The following is a 24,069-nucleotide window of genomic DNA, read 5'->3' on the forward strand; positions in this document are numbered from 1 at the left end:
TCCCCATGTCCGACCCCGCAAAGCAAGTCCCCGTCACGCCGTCCCCCAGCCAACCGGCCAAGGCGCCAACCCCCGGCGCCAGCCCCTTCGATACGCTGCGACGGCAGATCGACAGCCTGTTCGACGACTTCGGCCGCACGCCGCTGCGCCTGCCCTTCGGCCACAGCGCCTTCGACGTGGAGCCGTTCTGGCGGCGCGAGCCGTTCAGCCGCGGCCTGCCCGCGGTGGACGTCAGCGAGCAGGCCGAGGAGTACCGCATCAGCGCCGAGCTGCCCGGCATGGATGAGAAGGACATCGAGGTGAAGCTGGCCAACGGCAACCTGGTCATCAAGGGCGAGAAGAAGGAAGAGAAGGACGAGAAGCGCAAGGAGTACCACCTGTCGGAACGCCACTACGGCAGCTTCGAGCGGGTGTTCCGGCTGCCCAAGGAAGTGGACGCGGAGAAGGTCCACGCGCAGTTCTCCAAGGGCGTGCTGCAGGTGCACCTGCCCAAGCGCGCCGAGGCGGTGCACCCGGAGAAGGTCATCCCGGTGAAGAACGGCGATTGATGCGGGGGGCGCGCCTGGCGGCAGGCGCGCCCCTTCGTCGAATGGGGCGGCGCGGTCAAGCGCAGCGGCTATAGTGGGAAAATCCCCTTATTGCCGGAGGCGCCGCCATGTCCGACGCTTACCGCTCCCCGCCGCGCCCGCAGGTCAACTGCCAGGCGTGTTCGTTGAGCCGCCTGTGCCTGCCGGCGAGCCTCAGCGACGGCGAGGTCGAAGAGCTGGACCGCATCGTCCGGCGCAGCCGCCCCCTGCAGAAGGGTGAGTACCTGTTCCGCGCCGACGAGCCGATGCAGCACGTGTTCGCCGTGCGCTCCGGGGCGCTGAAGAGCTACCTGCTCGACGCCAACGGCGGCGAACAGGTGACCGGCTTCGTGCTGCCGGGCGAGATGCTGGGGCTGGACGCCATCGGCTCGCCGCGCTTCCCGGGCTATGCGGTGGCGCTGGAGGTTTCCATGGTGTGCAGCATCGGCCTGGAACAGCTGGAGGACCTGTCCGGGCGCATCCCCGGCCTGCGCCACCAACTGCTGCACATCCTCAGCCAGGGCATCCAGGGCGAGTACGCGCACATCCGTTGCAGCCGCGAGCGCGCCGAACAGCGCCTGGCCGGCTTCCTCCTCGGCCTGTCGGCCCGCTACCAGCAGCGCGGCCTGTCGCAGGACCGCTTCACCCTGCCGATGAGCCGCGGCGACATCGGCAACTACCTGGACCTCACCATGGAGACGGTCAGCCGGCTGTTCACCCGTTTCGTGCAGACCGGCCTGATCGACTGCCACGGGCGCGAGGTGCGCCTGCTCGACCGCCAGGGCCTGTGCCGGATGAGCGGCCTGGAGGCGCAGCCGGAGCGCGCGGCGGGGCGCCCGTAGGAGGCTCCCGGGCCGTTCATCCGCTGGCCGCGGCGCGGGCGCCGGGCGCGCCGCCAATCTGATCGAGATCAAAGTCGGGCCGTGGCGTCGCGCCCATCGTGCAAGGCGAGCGAATGTCCGCTTGCCCGCACAGGAGACGAGCCATGGCCATCGGCGAATACTGCAACCGCGACGTCGTCATCGCGGCGCCTACCGTATCCATCCTGACCGCCGCCCGGTTGATGAGCGAATACCACGTCGGCGACCTGGTGCTCGCCGAGCAGGTGGAGCGCGAGCGCTACCGGCCCGTGGGCATCATCACCGACCGCGACATCGTGCTGGAGGTGGTCGCCAACAACGAGCCGGAGCCGGGCAGCATCCAGGCCGGCGACATCCAGCTGCGCAACCTGGTCACCGCCCAGGAAAGCGACGATGTGTTCGACGTCATCACCCGCATGCGCCAGGCCGGCATCCGGCGGATGCCGGTGGTCGACGAGCAGGGGCTGCTGGTGGGCATCGTCTCGGCGGACGACCTGCTCGGCGTGCTGGCCGACAACCTGCGCGACCTCTCGCGGCTGGTGGGCTTCCAGAACCTGCGCGAAGAGGGCGAGCGTGAAGCCGACTACTAGGCGAGGTGGCAGCCATGCATGACGTGACGCTTCCCTTCGTCGACCGCGCCGCTGCCGGCAAGGCCCTGGCGCGGTTGCTGCCGGCCTACCGGGGCCGCCCCGGGGCGATCGTGCTGGCCCTGCCGCGCGGCGGCGTGCCGGTCGGCTATGAGGTGGCCAGCGAACTGGGCGTGGAGCTGGACCTGATGATCGTGCGCAAGCTCGGCGTGCCCTGGTACCCGGAGCTGGCCATGGGCGCCATCGCCAGCGGCGGCGTGCGGGTGCTGAATGACGACGTGCTGCGGATGCATGGCGTCGATGCCCGCGCCCTGGAGACGGTGGAGCGCAAGGAAAGCGCCGAGCTGCACCGGCGCGAGCGCGCCTACCGTGGGGAGCGGCCCGTGCCGCAGCTGGCTGGCCGGCAGGTGATATTGGTCGACGACGGCCTGGCCACCGGCGCCACCATGCTGGCCGCCGTGCGCGCGGTACGCCAGCAGGCCCCGGCGGCCATCGTCGTCGCCGTGCCGGTGGCGCCGGCGGAGGTGCTGGAAGAGCTGCGTAACGAGGTCGACGAGGTGGTCTGCCCGTTCACCCCGGAGCCGTTCAGCGCCATTGGCCGCTGGTACCTGGACTTCTCCCAGACCTCCGACGCCGAGGTGGTGGAACTGCTGCAACGGGCCTGGCGGCGGGAGGCGGGCGAAGCCTAGCCTCAGGTGCAGCGCCGGCCGTGGCGCAGCACGTCGATGCGCAGCTCCGGCTCGTAGGGCGGCACGTTGCATTCGACGATGTCGTCCGGCGCCACCTGCAGGCGCAACCCCACCACGTCGGCGTGCACCGGTTGGCGGCTCACGCAGCGGTCCACCAGTACGCCGGCCAGCACGTGCCGCGCCCCGAGCTGGGCCAGGTAGGCGCAGGCGCGCAGCAGCGAATGGCCTTCGTAGAGCACGTCGTCCACCACCAGCAGCGTGGTGCGGCTGAGGTCCATGCCGGCCAGTTGCGGGTTTTCCGTCAGCTCCGTCTCGGGGTGCAGCAGGCTCAGGTCGTCGGCGTAGCGCTTCACCTTCAGGGCGTGGACGGGCAGGGGCGGGTGGCCGCATTGCACCAGGTGTTCCTGCAACCGGTGCGCCAGGGGCTCGCCACGCCGCACGATGCCGACCAGCGCGCTTTCGCCCGGGGGCAGCAGCGGGGCGGCCTTTTGCGCCATGGCCTGGAGCACGGCATCCAACTCCCGGGCGTCGTACAGGGTCAGGCGTTGCGGAGCGTTCGGGGTCGCCATGGTGGGCCTCCAGGCCGTTGCCGGGCATGGCTTTCACCATCGCGCGTCGGGCGAGGGGCGAATTTGATCCAACGCAAATCCGGCGCAGGCCAGGGGGCTGAAACTCGTCCGTAGTTCCCCCATCGAGCCCGATGCGGGCCCCTGCCTTCCGGCGCGCTGGCGGCGTGGCCGGATACCCACGAGGTGCGCTATGAGCCAGCCACGCAAGCTCCTGTTCCTGACCCACCCCGAGCAGCACGACTCCCCCGGCCTGCAGCGCGCGCTCGCCCTGGCATCGGCCTGCAATGCGGCCTTGCACGTGCTCGTCTACGTGGGGCCCTTCGCGACCTTCCTGCTGGACCGCAAGGTCATGGAGCAGGCGCGCGAAAGCCTGGTGCAGGCGCAGCGCAAGGCCTGGGAAGGCGAATGCGCGGCCCTGCGCGGGCGGGGGCTGGAGGTCACCGCCTCGGTGGTGGCGGCGGGCAACCTGCGTGACGAGATGCTCCAGGACATCCGCGAACAACAGCCGGACATGGTGATCAAGGACGTGCGGCACGAACCGGCGCTCAAGCGTTCCTTCGTCACCCCGCTGGACTGGCACCTGCTGCGGGAGTGCCCGGCGCCGCTGCTGCTGGTCAACGACATCCGCCAGCCGATGCCGCGCAAGATAGTCGCCGCGGTGGACCCGTCCGACCCGCAGACCCAGCTCAGCGACATCAACGACAGGATCATCGCGGCCGCCAACGGCCTGGCCCTGCAATGCGACGCGGAGCTGCACCTGCTGTTCGTCTACGACTGCATGCCGGCCTACATGGCCAATGGCGGCGAGGGCGGCGTGGCCTGGGTCGACCTGGTCGAGGAGATGCGCGGCGCGCTGCACAAGCCCTTCGTCGCCCTGGCGGACAAGTACGGCGTGCCCGAAGAGCGCCGCCACTTCCTGATGGGCACGGCGGTGCGCGGCATCGCGAACTTCGTCCAGCAGAACGCCATCGACGTGACCGTGATGGGCCGCATCCACCGCAGGGCCGTGGACCGGCTGATCGGCAGCACCACCGAGCATTTGATCGAGCATGTGCAGGGCAGCGTGCTGGCGCTGCAGCCGGGCGAGTAGGGCGCCTAGCGCAGCAGTTCGGCCACCCGCAGCGCCGTGGCTTTCGCCGACTGCGGGTTCTGGCCGGTCACCAGGCGGCCATCCACCACCACCTTGGGCACGAACGGCAGCAGGGCCTTCTCGTAGCGGGCGCCGCGCCGCTTCATTTCTTCTTCGGCGTTGTAGGGCATCTTCTTCGCCACGCCGGCGAGGATTTCCTCGCGCCAGGAGAAACCGGTGATCCTGCGCCCCGCCACCAGCAGGCTGCCGTCCGACAGCCTGGTGTTCAGCAGGCCGCAGTAGCCGTGGCAGACCGACGAGACGATGCCCCCGCGTTCGTAGATGGCGCGGGTGAGGCGCTGCAGGCCGGCGTCGTCCGGGAAGTCCCACATCACCGCGTGCCCGCCGGTGAAGTAGATGGCATCGAAGTCCGCCGGGTCGATGTCCTCGGGCTTGGCGGTGTTGGCGAGCAGCGCCCGGTGGGCGTCGTCGGCCAGCCAGGCCTTGGCCGAGGCATCCCGGTTCGGCCATTTGAGCGAGCGCGGCTCCAGCGGCGTGACGCCGCCCTTGGGGCTGACGATCCGCTGCACATAGCCCTTGGCGGCGAACAGGTCGTAGGCGTGGGTTAGCTCCGACAGCCACAGGCCGGTGGGGTCGGCTGGGTCGGCATAGTGCGCGACGTTGCTGACGACGTGGAGAATGCGCTTGCTCATTTGCCCTTCCTTCCCGGTGGTTGACCTTGCCGGCCTGCATCAGCGGCGTGGGGGAACTCTAAGCTTGAATATAACTTTAAGGTCAAGGGCCTGGGGATGGGAGATGAAGGGGCTGATCTGGCCACCAGCGCCGGGGCAGGGTAAAAGAGCGGGTTCATTGCCGCAGGATGCCACGCCTTGAAACGCGCAAGCCCATTGCTGATCGCCACGCTACTGGCCGCCGCCGGTCAGGCGGGGGCCATGGACGGAAAAGGCAACTCGTCCGATCACTTCACCGTCGCCACCAGCCTGGGCAGCGCGGCGCTCAGCGAGTCCACCAGCCAGCCGCTGCGGACCTACCAGGCTGCTCGCGACGATGCCCTGGCGTACATCGCCTCCGACGGGCACATCCACGGCGCGCAGCTGGAGCAGGCGTTGCGCCTCTACCGCCAGGCGCATCCGCGCTCCGGCCTGAGCGACATGCAGCTGGCCCGGGCCATCGCCAGCCTGGGCTGAGCCCTGCTCGCCGGGGCGTGGGGCCGGCGAGGTCCGCATTGTGGAAAGGCACGGCATTGAAATAAAATGAGACGCTTTCTCATTTTCACTCTTTTGGCGTTCCCGCCAAGGATGCCCGCGCATGTTTTCCGCTTCGTCCCACGCTTCGCCGGCCGTCGCGCTGGAGCGCCTGTATGGCGACCACCACGGCTGGTTGTTCGGCTGGCTGCGCCAGCGCCTGGGCAATGCCCCGGACGCGGCGGACATCGCCCATGACACCTACCTGCGCATCCTCAGCTCCGGACGCACGCCGCCGCTGGCGGACTCGCGGCGCTACCTGGTGCAGGTGGCCAAGGGCCTGGTCATCGACCTGTGGCGCCGCCAGGACGTGGAGCGGGCCTACCGCGAGGCCATCGCGCACCTGCCCGAGGCGCAGGTGCCGGCGCCGGAAACCCACTGGCTGATCGTCGAGTCGCTGCTGCGCATCGACGCGATGCTGGACGGCCTGCCGCGCCAGACGCGCGAGGTGTTCCTGCTGGCGCAGTTCCACGAGCTCACCCTGCAGCAGATCGCCGAGCGCACCGGCATGGCGCTGATCACCGTGCGCCGGCACATCCACAAGGCGCTGGTGGCCTGCATGACGGCCTGCGAGCCATGAGCCGCGGGGAGGCCCGCGCCGCGCCGGCGGCCGGGCTGCTGGAGGAGGCCGCCGAGTGGGTCATGACGCTGCGCTTCGACGCCCCCGGCGAGGCGCAGTGGCAGGCCTTCGAGCGCTGGCGTGGGCAGAGCGACGCGCACCGCGAGGCCTGGGCGCGCGCCGAGCGGGTGTTCGGCACCTTCGACGCGGTGCCCACGGAGCTGGGCCGCCAGGCGCTGCATGGCCTGGAAGGGCTCAAGGGCCTGAGCCGCCGCCGCGCGCTGCGTCTGCTGAGTACGCTGCTGATGGCCGCGCCGGCGGGCTGGCTGGTGGCGCGCAGCGCCCCCTGGGACAGCTGGATGGCCGACGCCAGCACCGCCACCGGCGAGCGCAAGGCGCTGACGCTGGCCGACGGCAGCCAGGTGGTGCTCAACACCGTGTCGGCGCTGGACGTTCACTTCGACGCCACGGCGCGCCGCCTGCGCCTGCGCACCGGCGAGGTGCTGGTGACCACCCATGCCGACCCGGTGGCGCCGCGGCGGCCGTTCCTGGTCGCTGCGCAGCAGGGCGTGGTCGAGGCGCTGGGCACGCGCTTCAGCGTTCGCCAGTTGGGCGAGCAGTGCCAGGTGGCGGTGTTCGAGCATCAGGTGGAGATCCGTCCGCACGCCGGCGCCGTGGTGCGCCTATCCGCCGGCCAGCAGGCCTGGTTTGACGCGCGCGGCGTGCTGCGCAGCGCGCCGGTGGACGATAGTGCCGCGCTCTGGGAGCAGGGCATGCTGGTGGCCCGTGACCAGCCGCTGGCAGAGGTGCTGGCGGAGCTGGCGCGCTACCGCCACGGCCTGCTGCGCTGCGACCCCGAGGTGGCCGGGCTGCGCGTTTCCGGCGCGCTGTCGGTGGCGGACACGGACCAGGCGCTGAACGCCCTGGAGCTGACGCTGCCGGTGCGGGTGTCGCGCCTGAGCCGCTACTGGGTGACGGTTTCGGCCCGCTAGCGAAAAAAATTTCGCGCCCCCCTGAGCACTTTTTCCATCTCGTCCGGGATAGAGGGTGAACACGCCTCATGGGGAGGGGTGGGCAGCCCGCGCGAGGCGCGGCTTGAAGGATGGCAAAGCACATGGCTTCGAAGCACCGACGGCATTCCGGCACTCGTCGATTCACCCACCTGGCCCTGGCGGCGGCGATCCATGGCGTGGCCCTGGGCTGCGCCGGGCTGGCCCTGGCCCCCTCCGTGGCCATGGCCGCCGAGGCCGCGCGCGACTATGCCATCGGCGCCGGCGCCCTGAGCGACGTGCTGGCCCGCTTCGCCGCCAGTGCCGGCGTGCAGTTGGTGTTCGACCCGGCCAGGCTGGCCGGGCGCAACAGCCCGGGCCTGAAGGGCCGCTACACGGTCGAGCAGGGCTTCCAGCAACTGCTGCGCGGCAGCGGCCTGCAACTGGTGCAGCGCGGCGCGGGCATCTACGCCCTGCAGGACGCCGGCACAGCCCTGCAGATGCCGCCCGAAACCGTGGTCGGCAAGGGCGGCGATACCCTGGCCATGTCCGCGACCGTGATCCAGGCGAACGCCAACGGCGCCGGCGCCCCCACCGGCTACCAGCAACTGAGCGACAGCAGCACCACGCGCCTGGGCCTGACGCCGCGGGAAACGCCCCAGGGCGTCACCACGCTGTCGCGCCAGCAGCTGGACGACTTCAACATGAACAGCGTGAAGGACGCGCTGCGCAGCGCGCCCTCGGTGACGGTGGAGCAGTACGAGACCGACCGCACCAACTTCACCTCGCGCGGCTTCGACATCAACAACTTCGAGTACGACGGCATCGGCTCGCCGTTCAGCGCCGGCCTGCTCAGCGGCGACCTGGACCTGGCCGAGTACGAGCAGGTGGACATCCTGCACGGCGCCAATGGCCTGATGAGCGGCACCGGCAACCCCTCGGCCACCGTCAACTTCATCCGCAAGCGCCCGACCTACACGCCGCAGGCGCAGGTGAAGCTGTCGGTGGGCTCCTGGGGCACCCGCCGCATCGACCTCGACGCCTCCGGCCCGCTGACCGACTCGGGCAACGTGCGCGGCCGCTTCATCTACGCCAACGAGACCGGCAATTCCTACCTGGACCGCTACTCCCACGAGAAGAACGTGCTCAGCGGCATGCTGGCCTTCGACCTCACCGAGGCGGACACCCTGACGGTCGGCTTCTCCGACAACAAGAGCAATTCCAACGGCAGCAGCTGGGGCGCGCTGCCGCTGACCGACCAGGCCGGCAACCTGATCCACTACAGCCGCCGCGGCGCCAACATCGGCCAGGACTGGACCTACTGGGACGTGCATACCCAGCGCGCCTTCGTCGAACTGGCCCACGACTTCGGCGGCGGCTGGAAGGGCAAGCTCAACGTCACCGGCGTGGACCAGAGCCAGCAGGCCGACATGTACTACCTGATGGCCAACGACGCCGACACGCCCTGGCTGGCCGACCCCAGCCACAGCCACTCCGGCGAGAAGCAGCTGCTCGGCGAAGCGCAGGTCAGTGGCCCGTTCAGCCTTGGCGGGCGCCAGCACGACCTGACCCTGGGCGTGGACTACGGCCGCTCGCGGCACAGCGACCGCGGCTACTACAACAACGAAGACGAGTTCATGGACGCCGACCTGGGCCAGACCCTGAGCGGCGCGGTGCCCAGGCCGAGCCTGACCTACACCAACGACACCATCGAGATGGCGCGCTTCACCGACCGGCAGAAGAGCGTCTACGCCGGCACGCGCCTGAACCTCACCGACCAGCTGCACTGGATCCTCGGCGCGCGCATGCTCAGCGTCGACAGCGACGGCACCGACTACGGCAGCGCCCGCGACGTGCGCATCCACGGCGAGGTGACGCCCTACACCGGCGTGGTCTACGACCTCGACGAGCAGTATTCGCTGTACGCCAGCTACACCAAGATCTTCAACCCGCAGTACGTGATGGACGCCCAGGGCAAGGTGCTCGACCCGCTGGAGGGCAAGAGCTACGAGGCCGGCATCAAGGGCAGCCTGCTCGACGACCAGTTGAGCGTGTCGGCCGCGCTGTTCAAGACCGACCAGCGCAACGTCGCCGAGGCCACCGACCAGAGCCTGCCCGGCGGCGAGACCATCTACAACGGCGAGGACTTCAAGAGCCGCGGCGCGGAGCTGGAGGCCAGCGGCCAACTGGCCCCCGGCCTGCAGCTGCAGGGTGGCTACACCTACGTGCACATCGAGGACCCGGACGGCCACAAGGCGCGCCAGTACGTGCCTACCCACAGCCTGCGCAGCAGCCTGACCTACCAGTTGCCTGGCCTGCCCCAGGCCAAGGTCGGCACCCGGGTGAGCTGGCAGAGTGCGATCCAGCTCGATGACGACAGCCGTGTGCGGCAGAACGCTTATGCGCTGGTGGATTTGATGGGGAGCTATGACATCGACAAGCACTGGAGTGCGTCGTTGAACCTGAACAACCTGACCAATCGCAAGTATCTGATGAGTTTGTATAGCGGTGGGTCTGGTTTCTATGGGCCGTCGCGCAATGTGACGGCTTCGGTGAGTTATAACTTCTGAGGTTGGGGTTTTGTGGGGGAGGGGGCTGCCCGTGCCACCGGGGCGTCCGGCGTGGCCGGTGAATCCAATCGCGGACAAAGTCCGCTCCTACGCCCGTGTTTCCCTGGAACCGTGGGAGCAACTGTCTTGCCGACTGCACCGAGGCGCTTTTCGTAGGATGGGTTGAGCCTTGGCGAAACCCATGCGGCCAGGCGATGGGTGTCATATTTGCCGGTGATGTAGGAGCGGACTCTGTCCGCGATTCGGCGGATAACCGCGAGCGGTTATTCGCCCTACGAACCTCCCGGCTGACGCCGTGTTATCCACCCACGCCGAACGGCCCCCTCTCCCTCCGGGAGAGGGCTGGGGTGAGGGGCTCTTGAACCCAGCCCCTACGTCACCAGCAAACTCCACACTTCTCTGCTGTATCCCAATGTATCCAACCCACCCCTCCACACGGCACGCATACAAACCCAACCCCCCTCCGATACGCCACCGATACATGGCGCGGGCCAAATGGCCACACCCGGACGCGACACCCGGCGGGCTCCGAAAGCCAGCCCCTCGCGCATCCCGGTCCGACCAAGCCCCTTGAGCCGCGCACCACGCGCCCAGCATCGGAGAACCACCCATGTCCCGTAACCCGATCCAGACCAAGACCCGCATCGGCCTGCTCGCCATCGCCCTGGTGGGCGGCGCCAACCTGGCCACCTCGGCCTTCGCCGTCGAGGCGCTGCCGCAGGGCTACCAGCTCGCCGCCGCCGAGAAGGCCGGGGAGGGCAAGTGTGGCGAAGGCAAGTGCGGCGCCAGCAAGGCCAAGGCGACCCAGGCCGAAGGCAAGTGCGGGGAGGGCAAGTGCGGCGACGCTTCCTTCACGCGCACCGACAGCGACCACGACGGCAAGGTCTCGCGCGACGAGTTCCTGGCCGTGGCCAGGGACCGCGCCGGCGACTTCGACAGGATCGACGCCGACCACGACGGCTTCATCTCCGAAGCCGAGGCCTACCAGCACCTGAAGAACGTCTTCGAATCCAACGGCAGGCCGATGCCGGCCGGGCTGTTCGCCAGGTTCCAGGGCGACCGCCACTAAGCCGGACGCGCCACCCAGCCCTCCCTGCCGGGAGGGCATTTCTCCCCCGCGGAGCCTTGCCATGAATGCCCATTCCCTACCGCGCGGGGCCGGCCTCGGCCTGCGTCGCGCGCTGCTGCCCGAGCTGCTGGCGATGCCTGCCGCAGCCGTGGACTTCCTCGAATGCGCGCCGGACAACTGGATCGGCGTCGGCGGTGCCTACGGCGACGGCCTGGCGCAGCTCGCCGAACGCTTCCCGCTGGCCTGCCACGGCCTGTCGCTGTCCCTCGGCGGCCCCGGGCCGCTGGACCTGGAACTGCTGCGGCGCACCCGGCAATTCCTCGACCGCCATCGCGTCGGCCTGTTCAGCGAGCACCTGAGCTACTGCTCCGATGACGGCCAGCTCTACGACCTGCTGCCGCTGCCCTTCACCGACGAGGCGGTGCATCACGTCGCCGCGCGCATTCGCCAGGTTCAGGATGTGCTGGGGCGGCGCATCGCGGTGGAGAACATTTCCTACTACGCCGCGCCCTACCAGGCGCTGAGCGAGATCGATTTCCTGCGGGCCGTGCTGGCGGAAGCCGACTGCAACCTGCTGCTGGACGTCAACAACCTGGTGGTCAACGCCTGCAACCACGGCTACGACGCAGCCGCCTTCCTCGCCCGGGTGCCCGTCGAGCGGGTGGCCTGCATCCACGTGGCGGGGCACTACGACGAGGCGCCGGACCTGAAGATCGACACCCACGGCGCCAGCGTGCAACCGCCAGTGTGGAGCCTGCTGGAGCAGGCCTATGCCCACTGTGGCCTGGTGCCAACGCTGCTGGAGCGTGACTTCAACTTCCCGCCGCTGGCCGAGCTGCTGACGGAAGTGGACTGCATCCGCGCCCTGCAGCAGGCCGCCGCCACGTGGGAGGTGCGCCATGGCTGACACCTTGCGCGAGCAGCAACTGCAATTGGCCCGGCACATCCGCGACCCGCAGCGCAACGCGCCACCGCCAGGCATCGAGGCGCGGCGCCTGGCGGTGTATCGCCAGCTGTTCCTGGGCAACGTGCAGGCGCTGCTGGCCGGCAGCTTCCCGGTGCTGCGCGCCAGCCTGGCCGAGGCCCACTGGCAGGCGCTGACGGAAGCCTTCTATGCCGATTACCGCTGCCAGACGCCGCTGTTCACCGAGCTGGCCGGCGAGTTCGTCGCCTTCCTCGAACAGAACGGGATAGACGCGCCGGCCTGGGCCACCGAGCTGGCGCACTACGAGTGGGTGGAGACCGCCCTGTTGCTCAGCGACAGCCGGGAACCGGCCCACGATCCGCAGGGCGACCTGTTGCACGGCGTGCCGCTGCTGTCGTCCCTGGCCTGGCCGCTGGCCTACGCCTGGCCGGTAAGCGAGCTGGGCCCCGGCCACCTGCCCGAGCAGCCGCCGGAGCAGCCGACCCTGCTACTGGCCCACCGCAGCGACGATCAGCTGGTGCATTTCGCCCGCCTGGCGCCGTTGGCCCATGCGCTGCTGGAGTCGCTGCGCGACCGCCAACTGAGCGGCCGCGAGCACCTGCAGGCGCTGGCCGAGGCCATCGGCGCCGACCCCGGACCCATCCTGCGGCAGGGCCTGGCCCTGTTGCGGGACCTTCACGCACGAGGCGTGGTGCTCGGCACGCGCAACCTGTGCGCCATCCACCGCCGACAGCATTCCCCAGCCCCCAAGGAGACACCCTGATGACCGACATCCTGGACAGCATCCTCTACACCGCCCACACCCGCACCACCGGCGGCCGCGACGGCCGCGGCAGCTCCAGCGACGGCGAACTGGACGTGCGCCTGAGCCCACCCGGCTCCGGCCGCCTCGGCAGCAACCCCGAGCAGCTGTTCGGCGTGGGCTGGTCCGCCTGCTTCATCGGCGCCCTGCGCCGCGCCGGGCAGAAACTGGACATCCGCCTGCCGGCCGACGTGGCGGTGGCCGCCGACGTGACCCTGGGCACCACCGACAACGGCAGCGGCTTCGCCCTGGCGGCCAGGCTGACGGTGGAACTGCCGGGGCTGGCCGCCGGGGACAAGGCGAAGCTGGTGGAGACGGCGCACCGGATCTGCCCGTATTCCCGGGCTACCCGGGGGAATATCGAGGTGACTTTCGAAGTTCCGTGATACTGAGGAGCAACTGTAAAAGCCCGCGCACCTGAACGGTCCGCGGGCTTTTTGTTGGCCTTGATCCTCGATTGAACATTACTTGTCCTTGTCTTTTTTCTGACAGATTAATATTTCAGAGTGGGGTTTTTCTTGTTTGAATTTGGCGAAATTCCTGGCCTTTCCTGGCGTAAAGAATTCCAGTTGGCGGACGCTATATTTTCCAGATCTTGAAGGAGAGGAATTCTTCAGGGTTTTGGACTCGGCACTCCAATGTCGGGTCAAGAGATTCTGGAAATAAGGATTTTCTGTTTATGGAAATGAAAGCGATATATAAGGGGCTCCTTTGTGGGCTGGTTGTGGCTAGTTGTTCTTTGAACTCGATGTCTGCTTCTGCAGAAGTCATCGTCACCCTTCATAACAACACTCCCAAGGAAATACGCAAGGTATCTGGCTCCTATGAGCTTCCCAGTACTCTGGGGCCGGGAAAGCGAGTAGTGGTCAAGGTGCCGGCATCATTCACCAGTAGTGATGTGCAGGCGACCTATGCGAGTGGACAGTCGAGTGGTGGCTGCAAGTTCAGGGCCGGGCACAAAGAAAATTCAACTGGCCCGGTCTACTCGAGTAACAGTTCAGGTTATGGTCAGGTCGCTAATGGTGCATGTTTTATTTATGTAGCCAAGAAGTGGGCCAAGCCATACAATTATGAAGTTCTCTTCATGATGTCGCAGTAATGGTCACGCATGGAGTCTCCATGAGGGAGGCTCCATGCGCAGGGAGGACGTATGTTCGATATTACTCGGGCGGAATATATCTTGGGAGCAAGAGAGATTCAGTCTGGAAATCTGAGAAAAATCATCAATGGTCCGATTTACGACAATTTGACCAATGCTCAAGAGCGTGTCCGAAAAAATGATAGTGGAGTCTCTGTAACCTTATCGGACAGGGGCCGGCTTATTGCCTCGGCGCTACAGCTTCAGAACCGAGGTGGTACAACAGCGGCTGCGGGGTTCGATGATTTTCTGGAGAGCATGCATCGGGAAATCCTCGCGGACGGCGAGCAGGCCGCCGTGCTGTCGGAGTTGCCAGAAAGTGGCGATACGCTTCGCACCAGCGTGGCCAAACAGGCAGCTAATTATATTTTGACCTCTCTATACGGAAAGAAAAATATATACGAAGGTGTTTCATCGGAGAGTCCCTTTGTCGGATTGGACAGAAAATCTTTGTCGAAAATAGCATTCGATGATTCTGGTTCATTCACTTCGATCGAGCGGTTCGTGGCATTCCTGGATATGACGAGTCGTGATGTTGAATTTCAGAACAGAGCTTTCGATTTGCAATCATCCATGCAGAGCAAGACGCCTGGGGGGCCATGGCATCAGGTGTTGAGCATGAAGGCACATGCGGAAATGGCATCACAAATGAGTGAGGCGGAAAAAGCCTGGCGTAACTGGGGGAACCCGGAAGATATGCGCGTTCTGGCGGAGCAATTGGCGAGTCAGAGCAAGATTGAGGTCCCTGATCTACCGAGTTACTCGGATGTGGGTGGAGATGATGAGTTAATTTTTATCGCCGCAGTGAAGGATCGTGATGTTTTGGGTTGGCTGGGTTTACAGCCCGACAGGTCGAAGTCGGACAGTGTCCAGGAGTCACTCGTCTACTTTATTCCACGCAAAGGGCTGTCGCGAGAATAAGGGTTTTGTATTGATGGCGATGTGCAGTCCTCCGGTAAGTTGTATAGATGCTGGGCAGTGCATGGCTTTGGAGTGCTCTTATTCTTGCGTGATTGATTATTGTTGTAGACCTTTCAGCAGAGGGCCTGCGCATATCGCCATGAGTCTTCGGTGGCCGGAAGTTCTGAAGGATTGATTTTGATAGAGCTCGATAGAGTGTGCCAGAGCTATTATCGGAACGGTATACAGCAGCAGATATTGCAGGAGGTCTCTTTATCCGTCGCTCGAGGGGAAAGCTGTGCCATCGTTGGTTCCTCGGGGTCGGGCAAGAGCACGTTGCTCAATATTCTCGGTCTGCTGGACCGGCCCCTATCCGGGCGTTTTCTGCTTGACGGTTTCGATATCTCCCATTCCACCGCCGATGCGTGCGCTGATCTTCGCAATCGGCTAATCGGGTTTGTTTTCCAGGGATTCAATCTGCTGCCTCGTCTTAGCGTATTGGACAATGTTGCACTACCGCTGTTGTATCGCGGCTGTCCCCGTGTCGAAGCCCGGCAGCGTGCCATTTGCCAACTCGAGCGGATTGGGTTGGCCGAGCGTTTCGCGTACCGGCCCACGGAGCTTTCCGGTGGCCAGTGCCAGCGCGTCGCCATTGCTCGCGCGTTGGTGGGCGAACCTGCGCTGATCCTCGCTGATGAACCAACTGGCAACCTCGACAATACAACCGCTCAGGACATCATGGACTTGCTGCTGCAACTCAACGAATGCGATGGCGTTACCTTGATCATGGTGACCCATGACAAGGGGCTAGCAAGCCAACTCGGTCGCCAATTGCTGGTGCGAGATGGCCGCGTCGTGGAGCTTGAGCTCTGCAGACAAGGGGCTACTTCCAATGCCTGACGGAAAGGGTACGTGTCGACCAGGCCTTTCTTTCCGTGGCGCGGTGTTCGAGTCGCTCGATAGCCTGCGCCAATCAGGGCTTCGTTCGTTGTTTGCGCTGCTGGGCATCGCAGTCGGTTGTGCGGCAGTCACCGCCCTGCTCAACATCGGTCATAGCGCAGCTAACGAGGCTACCGACACATTCAAGAGATTGGGCACGAACACTCTGGTGGTCAGCTTTTCACCACTGTCGGGCTCTGTAGGCCCCAGCGCCGTCGCACCGGACTGGAAAGCACTTACCGTGGAACTAACCGAGATCGAGTTCGTTGCACCTGTTGTCATGCATTCTGCACGCATTCGCCATGCCGGACGGGACACTGATGTCAGTATTGTCGGTACCACGCAGGACCTCGCTCCGGTTATGGGTTTGCGGGCGGATAGGGGGCGCTTGCTCTCCGACTTCGATCGTTGCAGCACTTATGTCGTCGTTGGCGCTGGAGTCGCGCGTGGCTTGGCCCTGGAGCTTGGCAGTCGATTACAGGTCGCAGGCTACCTGTTGGAGGTTATCGGCATTCTTGCGAACCAACCGTTCAACCCATTGCTGCCCGTTGACGTGGACGAATCGGTTTTCTTGCCGATTGAAGGCATTCGCCGGATGCGTCCGGCTCCCGGAATTGGCAATGTCATTGTTCAGGCGCACGACACTGCCGATCTTGCCCAGACCGCCAGCACTTTGAAGCGCTATCTGGATCGCGCTTCCCGAGGGTATCAGGTCGACGTGCAGGTTCCACGACAGCTGCTCGAGGCCCTTAGTCGCCAGGCCAATACGTTCGCTTATCTGCTGGCGGGAGTGGGAGGCATTGCGCTGCTCGTAGGCGGCGTAGGCGTAATGAATGTCATGCTGATGGGCGTGCGTGAGCGACGTCGGGAGATTGGCGTACGCATGGCGCTTGGGGCCCGTGCCAGTGACATTCGCAACCTGTTTCTCGCCGAGGCGGCTGGCCTTTGTCTCTCAGGATCTACCCTGGGTGCCATCGGTGGATTGCTCTTCGCCTACGCTTTCGTCTGTTTCTCGGGCTGGACCTTCAGAATGTCCCCCGTGTCCCTTCCTCTGGGTATATCCAGTTCTCTGGCGATAGGCTTGTTCTTCGGCTCGTACCCTGCCTTGCTTGCCGCCCGTCTGCGCCCCGTACAGGCTCTACGCGATGACTGACACTCGTCGCACCTTCGCTCCAGCGCTGGCGCTTTGCGTTGCCTTGTCGTTATCGACATCGATTCAGGCCACCGCACTCCTCAACCCCTCCCGAGCCAGCATGCCTCTGCGCGGCGAGACGGTATCTCTGCTGGAACAGCGTGTCGAGTTGACCCTGAGCGATGTTGTCTATCTCGGCTTGCGCAACAATCGTTCGATCCGCAGCGCCTATCTCGAGCGTATCGCGCAGAGGTTCGAACTGCGAGTGGAGGCGGACCGCTTCAACCCCAGGCTGGTACTCACCAGCCGTCACTTGGCCAACCGTAACCATGCGGATCGCTACCGTCAGACCGAGATCTTCCCGCAAACCAGTGTGCTGACCGAGTACGGCACCCGCTTCAGCCTCGCCTGGCGGAACCAGCTGACCCTGGCTGACCAAGCTGGACGTACTGCAAACGACGGCGCCGACTTCAGTTTCATTCAGCCTCTGTTGCGCGGGGCTGGCCGCGACATAGTCGGTGCACCGCTACGTATGGCCAGACTTGGTGAACAACTCAACAAGCTGAACCTGAAGGCCACGGTTTCGGACACCGTTACCCAGATGATCATGGCCTATCGGGAGATTCTCCGGGCTCAGGAGCAATTGGAGATTGCCAAGGATGCGCTGGAACGTTCACGCCAATTGATGGACTCCAACAGAGCGTTGATTGCAGCAGGTCGTATGGCAGAGTTCGAGATCGTGCAGGCTGAAGCGGATGCGGCTACCCAGGAGTTGGCAGTAGAAGACGTGGCCAATCAACTGGAGACTAACCGGCTGGAACTGCTGCGTTTGCTTGCCCTGGATCTGAACCTGCAGATCCGAGCCGTCGATACGCTCGATGCGCAACCTGTCACCATCGGCCTGGCTGAGGCTCTTGTCATCGCCCAGCGACAACAGCCTGCCTACCTTTCCCAATTGATTGCCAGTGAGCAGGCAGCTATTCAATTGAACGTCTCTCGCAACCAGCGTTTGTGGGATCTCTCGCTGGTTGGTGGCGCGACGCAGGTTCGCGATCACTATCCGACACCCCATGGCCGTGCTATCGACCGGACTTGGGAAGGCTATGCAGGCATCCAGATCGAGATTCCTATCGGCGATCTGTCGCGACGCCAAGCGGAAGTACGCGCGCAAGTGGCCGTCGAGAACCAGGCTATCCGTTTGACCGAGGCTCGTCAGATGCTCGAGCGTGATGTCGGGGATGCCGTGCGCAACCTTGGTACACGTTGGCGCCAGTACGAGATTGCGCAGCGGGCTCGCGATCTTTCGCGGCGCAAGCTGGATATCGAACGCGAAAAGTTCCAGGCCGGGCGTTCCAGCAATTTCCAGGTACTGAGCTTCGAGGCCGACTTGCGTAGCGCCGAGAGTGCCAGCCTGAATGCACTGATCGCGTACCTCAACACTCAGACCACCCTGGATCAGATGCTGGGCACTACATTGGAGAGCTGGGACATTGCCCTCAACGATTGAGCATTTCGCGACATCCCCGGCAACTCGTTGGCCATGGGTTGCCGCCAGCCTGTGTGTGCTGATCCTTGTTGGCTGCCTGGCCTTCATATTCGCTCGTCCAGGAGAGTATTTGCCCGACGCGGATAGCTTACGCTGGGTCCAGGTACAACCCCGGCTCCTGGAAAGCCGTCTGGGTTTGATCGGGCGCATCGAGGCGTCAACTCGACAGACCATGGTCGCCCCGTTCGACGGTGTCGTTCAGCATCTGGCTGTCAGGGAAGGACAGAGTGTAGAACGGGGTCAACTGTTGCTGCGCCTGGATACCGCGCAACTGGACATCCAGTTACGCCGAGCCTTGGCCGAACTGCTCAAAGCCAAGCGTGACGCACAGGACCTGCAGGGTTGGGAAAGCAACGATGAGGTTGCACGTGCGCGCCGGGCGGTTACCAGCGCAGAGTTGAGCCTCAACGATACGGTTTCCAGATTGTCCGATACCCGACGATTGTTCGAGCGGGGCATTGTCCCACGCATGGAAGTCGACGCATTGGAGCAGCAGCTGCGACTTCAACAAGTCGATTTGGCTGCCTCGCAGTCGGAGCTGCGCACTGTCAGGAGCAAAGGCCGAGGGGAGTCACTTCAAATGGTGGAAATGGAACTGGTCAATGCCCAGGCTCACTATGACGGACTCTTGGCCCTGCGGGCTCAAGGCAATTTGCACGCGCCTTTTGCTGGCATCGCCATGTTGCCGCAACGCGCTGACGAGACCGGTAGAGTGCCACCCCTCCAGGTGGGGCAGCGCGTCACCCAGGGCATGCCGTTACTTGAGCTTGTCACTCTCGAAAACCTCAATGCCGTCGGGCGCATAGATGAGTCGGACCTGCATCTTCTGCAGGAAGAGATGCCTGTAGAGGTTACCGGAGACGGGTTCAGTGGGCTCATGCTACAGGGGCGTGTTCTGGCTATCGGTGCTCAGGCCCTTGTGTCGGAGGTTTACGGTGGCGGAAGCAGTTATGAGGTCGTGGTCGGTATTGACCCGCTTTCTCCCGACTTGCAGCAACGTATGCGCCTGGGAATGAGCACCAGGCTTACCGTCGTGACTTATCGTGCAGAGAATGGTCTGGCTGTTCCGGTTGATGCGGTGCGTTATGGCGAGGATGGCGATTGCTTCGTCATCTACCGTCGCGAACTGGACGAGCCTTCCCAGAGAGTCGCGGTGGTTACCGGTCGTGCCGTTCCGCATGGTGTGGAAGTATTTGGGCTGATGTCAGGGTATGTTGAACTTCCTCCGACTTGAGGGTGCACCTTGCTTCTTTCGAAGCACTGACACAATTGCAAGAACGCGGTGGAGCCGAGCACGTCGTCGGTGCTCGCCTGGGCAGATCGATGTGAAATGGCAGCCTCTGGTCACTCCCCTCATTCCAACCCATTGTGGCCAGGCTTCCCAAGCCTGACCGTTGAATGGTCAGGCTCTTGAAACCCTGGCTGGATACGGCGTAGGGGGCTGAGGCAGTAAGGCGGATGTAGGATCAGCCACGCCGCCACAACCACGCATCCAGGCTCAACCGCCCAGCCCCCTTGAGCAGCAGCGGCACCAGCGTCACCAGGTAGATCAACGGCAGCTTGTAGTTGCCATAGCCGTTATCGCTGATCGAATACCCCATGGCCAGTTCGCCCAGGCTGGACCAGTGCGCCGGCCAGTGCACGGCAGCGATGGCCACCAGTGTCAGCACCATCAGCACCGCCGAGGCGAAGCGGGTGCCCAGGCCCAGCAGCAGGAGTGCCGGGGCTATCAGTTCGGCCCACAGGGAGATTTGCCAGTCCAGGCTCACCGGCAGGCGGTCGAAGGGGTAGGGGAAGGCGTCGTGGATCTGCGCGAACCAGTTTTCGCCGTTCCACTTCTCCAGGCCGGATTCGAGGAATTCCCAGGCCAGGAACAGCCGCAAGGGGATGTCGGCGCCCCAGGAGCCCAGGCGGTCGAGGGGGCGCAGGGTGGGGGCGGGGGTGCTTTGCATGGCGATGTCTCCTTGGGCCGGGGAGTCGGCGGGTGGAGCCATGCTGGCAAGGCGGCTTGTCCCGGATGTGTCCCGCCGGGGGCCGCCTTGTATCGGCTTGTACAGTCGCTCAGGCAGGGAGCGGCAGTTCCAGTTGCGCGCACAGGCCGCCGCCGTCGCGGTTGGCCAGGGTCAGGCGGCCGCCCAGGGCCTGGCTCAACTGGTGGGCGATGGCCAGGCCCAGGCCGGTGCCGCCGGTGCTGCGGTTGCGCGAGCTTTCCACGCGGTAGAAGGGCTTGAGGACTTCTTCCAGTTCTTCCTCGGCGATGCCCGGGCCGCGGTCGAGTACGCGGATACACAGCTTGCCGTCTTCGCGGCCCACCTCCAGTTGCGCGGCGCCGGAGAATTTCACGGCGTTGTCCAGCAGGTTGCCCAGCACTCGGCGCAGGGCGTGGGGGCGGGTTTCCAGGGGTACGCCGGCGCGGCCTTGCAGGCTGACCTGCTGGCCGGCGTCCTGGTAGTCGAGCACCAGGCTGTCGAGGAAGGCGTCGAGGTCGACGCGGCGCTGCGCCTCGCTGGCGCCGTCCATGCTGCGGGCGTAGGCCACGCCTTCGCGGACCAGGTGCTGCATTTCTTCCAGGTCGCTCCACAGGCGTTCGCTTTCCGGCGATGGGTCCATCTGCTCGACGCGCAGTTTCATGCGCGTGATGGGCGTCTGCAGGTCGTGGGAGATGGCCGCCAGCAGCTGCATGCGTTCTTTCAGGTAGTCGCCGATGCGGCCTTGCAGGGCGTTGAAGGCGCGGGCGGCGTAGGCCACTTCGTTGGGGCCGTTTTCGTCCAGCGGCGCGGCCGGGGTGTCCGGGTCGAGGTGGTCGACGGCCTGGGCCAGGCGCGTCAGCGGGCGGATCGCGGTGCGCACCGCCAGCCAGGTGCAGATCAGCAGCACGGCCAGTTGCAGCACCAGCACCACCGGCAGCCAGCGCGCCACCGCCGCCACTCCGCGGGGAGTGACGTCTATGCTCAGCGGGCTGCCGTCGGCCAGGCGCAGGTGCGCCTGGAAGTGCGCGGTGGGGCCGGGAATGTTTTCGAAGCGCAGGGCGTAGCGCGAGCCGATGGCGCTCTCGATGCTGGTCGCGGCCATGGGCGCCTGGGCCATGTCCATGGCCTGGCCGGGTTCGCCTTCGTCCAGGCGGTAGCGGTAGTTGGGCCGGTCGACCATGGGCAGCCATTGCTCGCGCTCGTTCGCCGGCAGGCGGTCGAGCAGGGCCACGGCGGTGCTCACGTCGCTTTCCAGGTTGCCGAGCATCATGCTCCGCGCGCTGACGTAGCGTTCGTAGAACTGCGAGCTGAAGGACAGGCCGTAGGCCAGCACCAGCCCGGTGAGGAAGATCAGCGCCAGGCGCGCTGCCAGGGTGCGGGGCATGGCGGTCACTCGGCGGGTTCGATGAGCTGCACCGGCAGCGAGAAGACGTAGCCTTCGTTGCGCACCGTCTTGATGCAGTCCGGCTCGCGGGCGTCGTCGCGCAGGCGCTGGCGCAGGCGGCTGACCAGCAGGTCGATGGAGCGGTCGAAGACGTCCGCCTCGCGGCCCTGGGTCAGGTTCAGCAACTGCTCGCGGCTGAGCACCCGCTGCGGGTGGTCGAGGAACACCCGCAGCAGGCGGTACTCGGCGCCGCTCAGGGCGACCAGGGTGCCCTCGGCGTCCAGCAGGTGGCGCGCGCTGGTGTCTAGGCGCCATTGGCCGAAGCCGATCAGCCGGCTGCTCTCGGTGATCGACAGGTTCGGCGGCAGCATGCGCGTGCGGCGCAGCACGGCGTTGATCCGCGCCAGCAGCTCGCGGGCGGAGAAGGGCTTGGTCAGGTAGTCGTCGGCGCCCATTTCCAGGCCGATGATGCGGTCGGTCTCGTCGTTGCGCGCGGTGAGCATCAGCACCGGGGTGGCCTTGTGCTTGCCCACGCGCAGCTCGCGGCACAGCTTCAGGCCGTCGTCGCCGGGCATCATGATGTCCAGCACTATCAGGTCCACGGCGTTGGCTTCGAGGAAGGCGCGCATCTGCCGGCCGTCCGCGGCCAGGCTGACGCGCAGGCCGCTCTTCTTCAGGTAGTTGCCGACCAGCTCGCGGATCTCGCGGTCGTCGTCGACGATCAGGACGTGATCGACGTGTTCCATGGTGGTTCCCCAATCGGTTCGTTCGTTGGGGCAAGTGTATAGAGCAAGGCGGCGCATTCCCGCCAGGGTTTGTATACCAGTGTATCTATTCGCCACGCCGATACCTGGGGCGGCATTCGCGGGCGGCGGCGGACACAGGCGGGATACCCGCGGCGGGTGAAATGGGCACCAAGCGGAAGGCACACGGCCTCCGCGCCACGAACCCACACCCGAGGACACCGCCATGAAAACCCTGACCCTTGCCGCCGCCCTGTTCGCCTTCGCCGCGCCCCTGGCCAGCTTTGCCGCCAGCGCTCCCGCGCCGGTGGAGCAGTACCACTACGGTCAGCACCTGGACGTGAAGAAGGTCCTGGCCCTGCATGAGGACCCCGGCAGCTGCCAGGTGGTGCAGGCGCGCATGGACTACCTGGACTCCAACGGCCAGCCCCATAGCCTGGCCTACCAGAAGTTCTCCAGCGACTGCAACGAAGGCGGTTGATGCACGCCGCCCCGGCCAGGGATGGCCCTGCCGCTCCAGCCCCCTTCAAAAGGAGATTCCCATGCTGATCGTCGCCTTTCTCGGCGGGGTGCTGACCCTGCTCAGCCCCTGCATCCTTCCCGTATTGCCGTTGTTGCTGCAGCGCGCCGGTGGCCCGGCCTGGTCGCCGCTGTTGACCCTGGCGGGCCTGGCCAGCGGCTTCGCCGTACTGGCCAGCCTGGCGGCGGTGTCCAGCGCCTGGGTGGTGGGGGCCAGCGAGGTCGGCCGCTACCTGGCCCTGGGGCTGCTCGGGCTGTCCGCCCTGGCCTTGCTGTCGCCACGCTTCGGCACCTGGATTTCGCGGCCCTGGGCCTGGTTGGGCGACCGCCTGCATGGCCAGGCCCGTGGCCTGCCGCCGGCGCTGTCCGCCTGGCTGCTGGGCTTCGCCGCCGGCCTGCTGTGGGCGCCCTGCGCAGGGCCCATTCTCGGGCTGATCCTCTCCGGGGCCATGCTCCAGGGGCCCAATGCGTCCACCAGCCTGCTGCTGTTCGCCTACGGGCTGGGCAGCGCCGTCGCCCTGGGCGCCGCGCTGTTCCTCGGCCGTGGCTTGTACCAGCGCCTGCGCCCGTCGCTGGGTGCGCTGGAGTGGCTGCGCCGTGGGGCAGGGGCCCTGGCTTTGCTGGCGGTGGTGGTCATCGGTAGCGGCGCCAGCGCGCAACTGCTGGGCTCCGGCGCCTCGCGCACCCTGGCCGGGCTGGAGCGCAAGGTGCTGGACGGCGTGCCCAGGCTGCTCGACAAACTGATGCCCAGTGCCAGCGCCGCCGACCTGGCCGACCTGGGCGCCATGCCCAGCCTGGACGGCGCCGTGCAGTGGCTCAACAGCGCGCCGCTAACCAGCGAAGCGCTGCGCGGCAAGGTGGTGCTGGTGGACTTCTGGACCTACGACTGCATCAACTGCCAGCACACCCTGCCGTACGTCAACCGGTGGGCGAAGCAGTATGCCGACCAGGGCCTGGTGGTGATCGGCGTGCACACCCCGGAGTATCCCTACGAACGCATCCCGGCGAACGTGGAGAAGGCCGTGGCGCGTAACGACATCCACTACCCGGTGGCGCTGGACAACCAGTACCGCATCTGGAACGCCTTCGCCAACCAGTACTGGCCGGCGCACTACTTCATCGATGCCAAGGGCCGCATCCGCCACCTGCACGTGGGCGAGGGCGACTACCAGGGGCAGGAGGCGATCATCCGCCAGTTGCTCCAGGAGCGCGAACAGCCGGCGGGTTGATCGAGAGTGCGGCAGGGGCAGGGCGGTCTCGTCGACCGCCCTGCCTTGTC

Annotated in this window: 26 protein-coding genes; 21 read left to right on the forward strand and 5 right to left on the reverse strand. The window is 65.8% G+C overall.

Annotated features, from left to right (window positions below; all coding sequences use genetic code 11):
* The first annotated feature begins 5 nt into the window (after positions 1 to 5).
* The 4 genes from BM060_RS07150 to BM060_RS07165 all read left to right on the forward strand — a co-directional run bounded on the left by BM060_RS07150 (position 6) and on the right by BM060_RS07165 (position 2,702).
* The gene (locus BM060_RS07150) at positions 6 to 548 is read left to right on the forward strand and encodes an Hsp20/alpha crystallin family protein (RefSeq protein WP_043271710.1); all 543 of its coding nucleotides are present in this window, start codon (positions 6 to 8) and stop codon (positions 546 to 548) included.
* 107 nt (positions 549 to 655) lie between these two features.
* Positions 656 to 1,408, forward strand: a complete 753-nt coding sequence (fnr, locus tag BM060_RS07155; RefSeq protein ID WP_061561876.1) for a fumarate/nitrate reduction transcriptional regulator Fnr — start codon at positions 656 to 658, stop codon at positions 1,406 to 1,408.
* 143 nt (positions 1,409 to 1,551) lie between these two features.
* Positions 1,552 to 2,016: a CBS domain-containing protein gene (locus tag BM060_RS07160; protein ID WP_058071656.1), complete on the forward strand. Its 465-nt coding sequence runs from the start codon at positions 1,552 to 1,554 to the stop codon at positions 2,014 to 2,016.
* Positions 2,017 to 2,030: 14 nt separating this feature from the next.
* Entirely contained in the window at positions 2,031 to 2,702 is a 672-nt protein-coding gene (locus BM060_RS07165; protein ID WP_074978655.1) for a phosphoribosyltransferase, read from the forward strand.
* Between the two features lie 2 nt (positions 2,703 to 2,704).
* Here the strand turns inward: BM060_RS07165 and BM060_RS07170 are convergent, their stop codons facing one another.
* Entirely contained in the window at positions 2,705 to 3,271 is a 567-nt protein-coding gene (locus BM060_RS07170; RefSeq protein WP_009622377.1) for a phosphoribosyltransferase family protein, read from the reverse strand.
* Between the two features lie 190 nt (positions 3,272 to 3,461).
* Here BM060_RS07170 and BM060_RS07175 point away from each other — a divergent pair, with 190 nt between their 5' ends.
* Positions 3,462 to 4,361 (forward strand): universal stress protein, encoded by a 900-nt coding sequence (locus tag BM060_RS07175; RefSeq protein WP_074978658.1) that lies wholly within the window; start codon positions 3,462 to 3,464, stop codon positions 4,359 to 4,361.
* 5 nt (positions 4,362 to 4,366) lie between these two features.
* Here BM060_RS07175 and BM060_RS07180 read toward each other — a convergent pair whose 3' ends face one another.
* A complete protein-coding gene (locus tag BM060_RS07180; protein WP_074978661.1) occupies positions 4,367 to 5,053 on the reverse strand; it encodes a type 1 glutamine amidotransferase domain-containing protein in 687 nt (228 codons plus the stop codon).
* 177 nt (positions 5,054 to 5,230) lie between these two features.
* On the opposite strand from BM060_RS07180, the gene BM060_RS07185 reads away from it, so the two are divergent.
* The 14 genes from BM060_RS07185 (at position 5,231) to BM060_RS07240 (ending at position 19,408) form a co-directional block, all read left to right on the forward strand.
* The gene (locus BM060_RS07185; protein WP_074978664.1) at positions 5,231 to 5,548 is read left to right on the forward strand and encodes a DUF2388 domain-containing protein; all 318 of its coding nucleotides are present in this window, start codon (positions 5,231 to 5,233) and stop codon (positions 5,546 to 5,548) included.
* 121 nt (positions 5,549 to 5,669) lie between these two features.
* Positions 5,670 to 6,185: a sigma-70 family RNA polymerase sigma factor gene (locus BM060_RS07190; RefSeq protein ID WP_074978668.1), complete on the forward strand. Its 516-nt coding sequence runs from the start codon at positions 5,670 to 5,672 to the stop codon at positions 6,183 to 6,185.
* Positions 6,182 to 7,156, forward strand: coding sequence for a FecR domain-containing protein (locus BM060_RS07195; RefSeq protein ID WP_074978671.1), 975 nt, complete (start codon positions 6,182 to 6,184; stop codon positions 7,154 to 7,156). The genes BM060_RS07190 and BM060_RS07195 overlap by 4 nt, the downstream gene beginning before the upstream one ends.
* Positions 7,157 to 7,278: 122 nt before the next feature.
* The gene (locus BM060_RS07200) at positions 7,279 to 9,723 is read left to right on the forward strand and encodes a TonB-dependent siderophore receptor (protein WP_074978675.1); all 2,445 of its coding nucleotides are present in this window, start codon (positions 7,279 to 7,281) and stop codon (positions 9,721 to 9,723) included.
* 610 nt (positions 9,724 to 10,333) lie between these two features.
* A complete protein-coding gene (locus BM060_RS07205) occupies positions 10,334 to 10,792 on the forward strand; it encodes an HvfA family oxazolone/thioamide-modified RiPP metallophore (protein ID WP_074978678.1) in 459 nt (152 codons plus the stop codon).
* Between the two features lie 61 nt (positions 10,793 to 10,853).
* The gene (locus BM060_RS07210; protein WP_074978680.1) at positions 10,854 to 11,699 is read left to right on the forward strand and encodes an HvfB family MNIO-type RiPP peptide maturase; all 846 of its coding nucleotides are present in this window, start codon (positions 10,854 to 10,856) and stop codon (positions 11,697 to 11,699) included.
* Complete coding sequence (locus BM060_RS07215; RefSeq protein WP_074978682.1) at positions 11,692 to 12,480, forward strand: HvfC family RiPP maturation protein; 789 nt, start codon at positions 11,692 to 11,694, stop codon at positions 12,478 to 12,480. Before BM060_RS07210 ends, BM060_RS07215 begins: the two co-directional genes overlap by 8 nt.
* Positions 12,480 to 12,905, forward strand: a complete 426-nt coding sequence (locus tag BM060_RS07220) for an organic hydroperoxide resistance protein (protein ID WP_074978686.1) — start codon at positions 12,480 to 12,482, stop codon at positions 12,903 to 12,905. Before BM060_RS07215 ends, BM060_RS07220 begins: the two co-directional genes overlap by 1 nt.
* A 293-nt stretch (positions 12,906 to 13,198) precedes the next feature.
* A complete protein-coding gene (locus tag BM060_RS32265) occupies positions 13,199 to 13,618 on the forward strand; it encodes a hypothetical protein (RefSeq protein WP_135499897.1) in 420 nt (139 codons plus the stop codon).
* 51 nt (positions 13,619 to 13,669) lie between these two features.
* Positions 13,670 to 14,578 (forward strand): hypothetical protein, encoded by a 909-nt coding sequence (locus BM060_RS32270; RefSeq protein ID WP_135499898.1) that lies wholly within the window; start codon positions 13,670 to 13,672, stop codon positions 14,576 to 14,578.
* Between the two features lie 177 nt (positions 14,579 to 14,755).
* On the forward strand, positions 14,756 to 15,457 hold the full coding sequence (locus BM060_RS07225; RefSeq protein WP_074978690.1) for an ABC transporter ATP-binding protein: 702 nt from the start codon (positions 14,756 to 14,758) through the stop codon (positions 15,455 to 15,457).
* Positions 15,450 to 16,649 carry an ABC transporter permease gene (locus BM060_RS07230; protein WP_074978693.1) on the forward strand — a complete coding sequence of 400 codons (1,200 nt, stop codon included), beginning with the start codon at positions 15,450 to 15,452 and terminating at the stop codon, positions 16,647 to 16,649. The genes BM060_RS07225 and BM060_RS07230 overlap by 8 nt, the downstream gene beginning before the upstream one ends.
* Entirely contained in the window at positions 16,642 to 18,135 is a 1,494-nt protein-coding gene (locus tag BM060_RS07235; RefSeq protein ID WP_074978695.1) for a TolC family protein, read from the forward strand. Before BM060_RS07230 ends, BM060_RS07235 begins: the two co-directional genes overlap by 8 nt.
* A gap of 211 nt (positions 18,136 to 18,346) precedes the next feature.
* Positions 18,347 to 19,408: an HlyD family secretion protein gene (locus BM060_RS07240; protein WP_135499899.1), complete on the forward strand. Its 1,062-nt coding sequence runs from the start codon at positions 18,347 to 18,349 to the stop codon at positions 19,406 to 19,408.
* 232 nt (positions 19,409 to 19,640) lie between these two features.
* Here the strand turns inward: BM060_RS07240 and BM060_RS07245 are convergent, their stop codons facing one another.
* From BM060_RS07245 to BM060_RS07255, 3 genes are all read right to left on the reverse strand, one after another.
* The gene (locus tag BM060_RS07245; RefSeq protein ID WP_074978698.1) at positions 19,641 to 20,126 is read right to left on the reverse strand and encodes an HvfX family Cu-binding RiPP maturation protein; all 486 of its coding nucleotides are present in this window, start codon (positions 20,124 to 20,126) and stop codon (positions 19,641 to 19,643) included.
* Between the two features lie 109 nt (positions 20,127 to 20,235).
* Positions 20,236 to 21,528, reverse strand: a complete 1,293-nt coding sequence (locus BM060_RS07250; protein WP_074978756.1) for a sensor histidine kinase — start codon at positions 21,526 to 21,528, stop codon at positions 20,236 to 20,238.
* Between the two features lie 5 nt (positions 21,529 to 21,533).
* Positions 21,534 to 22,274 carry a response regulator gene (locus BM060_RS07255; RefSeq protein WP_058071668.1) on the reverse strand — a complete coding sequence of 247 codons (741 nt, stop codon included), beginning with the start codon at positions 22,272 to 22,274 and terminating at the stop codon, positions 21,534 to 21,536.
* Positions 22,275 to 22,497: 223 nt separating this feature from the next.
* On the opposite strand from BM060_RS07255, the gene BM060_RS07260 reads away from it, so the two are divergent.
* Positions 22,498 to 22,752 (forward strand): DUF2790 domain-containing protein, encoded by a 255-nt coding sequence (locus BM060_RS07260; protein ID WP_074978701.1) that lies wholly within the window; start codon positions 22,498 to 22,500, stop codon positions 22,750 to 22,752.
* A 61-nt stretch (positions 22,753 to 22,813) separates the two neighbouring features.
* Positions 22,814 to 24,019 carry a cytochrome c biogenesis protein DipZ gene (locus BM060_RS07265; RefSeq protein WP_074978704.1) on the forward strand — a complete coding sequence of 402 codons (1,206 nt, stop codon included), beginning with the start codon at positions 22,814 to 22,816 and terminating at the stop codon, positions 24,017 to 24,019.
* Positions 24,020 to 24,069 lie beyond the last annotated feature (50 nt).

It is taken from the genome of Pseudomonas citronellolis, from assembly GCF_900112375.1.
GTDB lineage: Bacteria > Pseudomonadota > Gammaproteobacteria > Pseudomonadales > Pseudomonadaceae > Pseudomonas > Pseudomonas citronellolis.

Excerpts from the sequence above, each read along its gene's own strand:
- BM060_RS07180 (WP_074978661.1), bottom strand. The coding sequence starts at position 5,053 with ATGAGCAAGCGCATTCTCCACGTCGTCAGCAACGTCGCGCACTATGCC.
- BM060_RS07195 (WP_074978671.1), top strand. The coding sequence starts at position 6,182 with ATGAGCCGCGGGGAGGCCCGCGCCGCGCCGGCGGCCGGGCTGCTGGAG.
- BM060_RS07265 (WP_074978704.1), top strand. The coding sequence starts at position 22,814 with ATGCTGATCGTCGCCTTTCTCGGCGGGGTGCTGACCCTGCTCAGCCCC.
- BM060_RS32270 (WP_135499898.1), top strand. The coding sequence starts at position 13,670 with ATGTTCGATATTACTCGGGCGGAATATATCTTGGGAGCAAGAGAGATT.
- BM060_RS07165 (WP_074978655.1), top strand. The coding sequence starts at position 2,031 with ATGCATGACGTGACGCTTCCCTTCGTCGACCGCGCCGCTGCCGGCAAG.
- BM060_RS07260 (WP_074978701.1), top strand. The coding sequence starts at position 22,498 with ATGAAAACCCTGACCCTTGCCGCCGCCCTGTTCGCCTTCGCCGCGCCC.
- BM060_RS07210 (WP_074978680.1), top strand. The coding sequence starts at position 10,854 with ATGAATGCCCATTCCCTACCGCGCGGGGCCGGCCTCGGCCTGCGTCGC.
- BM060_RS07240 (WP_135499899.1), top strand. The coding sequence starts at position 18,347 with ATGGTCGCCCCGTTCGACGGTGTCGTTCAGCATCTGGCTGTCAGGGAA.
- BM060_RS07200 (WP_074978675.1), top strand. The coding sequence starts at position 7,279 with ATGGCTTCGAAGCACCGACGGCATTCCGGCACTCGTCGATTCACCCAC.
- BM060_RS32265 (WP_135499897.1), top strand. The coding sequence starts at position 13,199 with ATGGAAATGAAAGCGATATATAAGGGGCTCCTTTGTGGGCTGGTTGTG.
- BM060_RS07220 (WP_074978686.1), top strand. The coding sequence starts at position 12,480 with ATGACCGACATCCTGGACAGCATCCTCTACACCGCCCACACCCGCACC.
- BM060_RS07245 (WP_074978698.1), bottom strand. The coding sequence starts at position 20,126 with ATGCAAAGCACCCCCGCCCCCACCCTGCGCCCCCTCGACCGCCTGGGC.
- fnr (WP_061561876.1), top strand. The coding sequence starts at position 656 with ATGTCCGACGCTTACCGCTCCCCGCCGCGCCCGCAGGTCAACTGCCAG.
- BM060_RS07215 (WP_074978682.1), top strand. The coding sequence starts at position 11,692 with ATGGCTGACACCTTGCGCGAGCAGCAACTGCAATTGGCCCGGCACATC.
- BM060_RS07230 (WP_074978693.1), top strand. The coding sequence starts at position 15,450 with ATGCCTGACGGAAAGGGTACGTGTCGACCAGGCCTTTCTTTCCGTGGC.
- BM060_RS07175 (WP_074978658.1), top strand. The coding sequence starts at position 3,462 with ATGAGCCAGCCACGCAAGCTCCTGTTCCTGACCCACCCCGAGCAGCAC.
- BM060_RS07190 (WP_074978668.1), top strand. The coding sequence starts at position 5,670 with ATGTTTTCCGCTTCGTCCCACGCTTCGCCGGCCGTCGCGCTGGAGCGC.
- BM060_RS07160 (WP_058071656.1), top strand. The coding sequence starts at position 1,552 with ATGGCCATCGGCGAATACTGCAACCGCGACGTCGTCATCGCGGCGCCT.
- BM060_RS07235 (WP_074978695.1), top strand. The coding sequence starts at position 16,642 with ATGACTGACACTCGTCGCACCTTCGCTCCAGCGCTGGCGCTTTGCGTT.
- BM060_RS07150 (WP_043271710.1), top strand. The coding sequence starts at position 6 with ATGTCCGACCCCGCAAAGCAAGTCCCCGTCACGCCGTCCCCCAGCCAA.
- BM060_RS07205 (WP_074978678.1), top strand. The coding sequence starts at position 10,334 with ATGTCCCGTAACCCGATCCAGACCAAGACCCGCATCGGCCTGCTCGCC.
- BM060_RS07250 (WP_074978756.1), bottom strand. The coding sequence starts at position 21,528 with ATGCCCCGCACCCTGGCAGCGCGCCTGGCGCTGATCTTCCTCACCGGG.
- BM060_RS07170 (WP_009622377.1), bottom strand. The coding sequence starts at position 3,271 with ATGGCGACCCCGAACGCTCCGCAACGCCTGACCCTGTACGACGCCCGG.
- BM060_RS07255 (WP_058071668.1), bottom strand. The coding sequence starts at position 22,274 with ATGGAACACGTCGATCACGTCCTGATCGTCGACGACGACCGCGAGATC.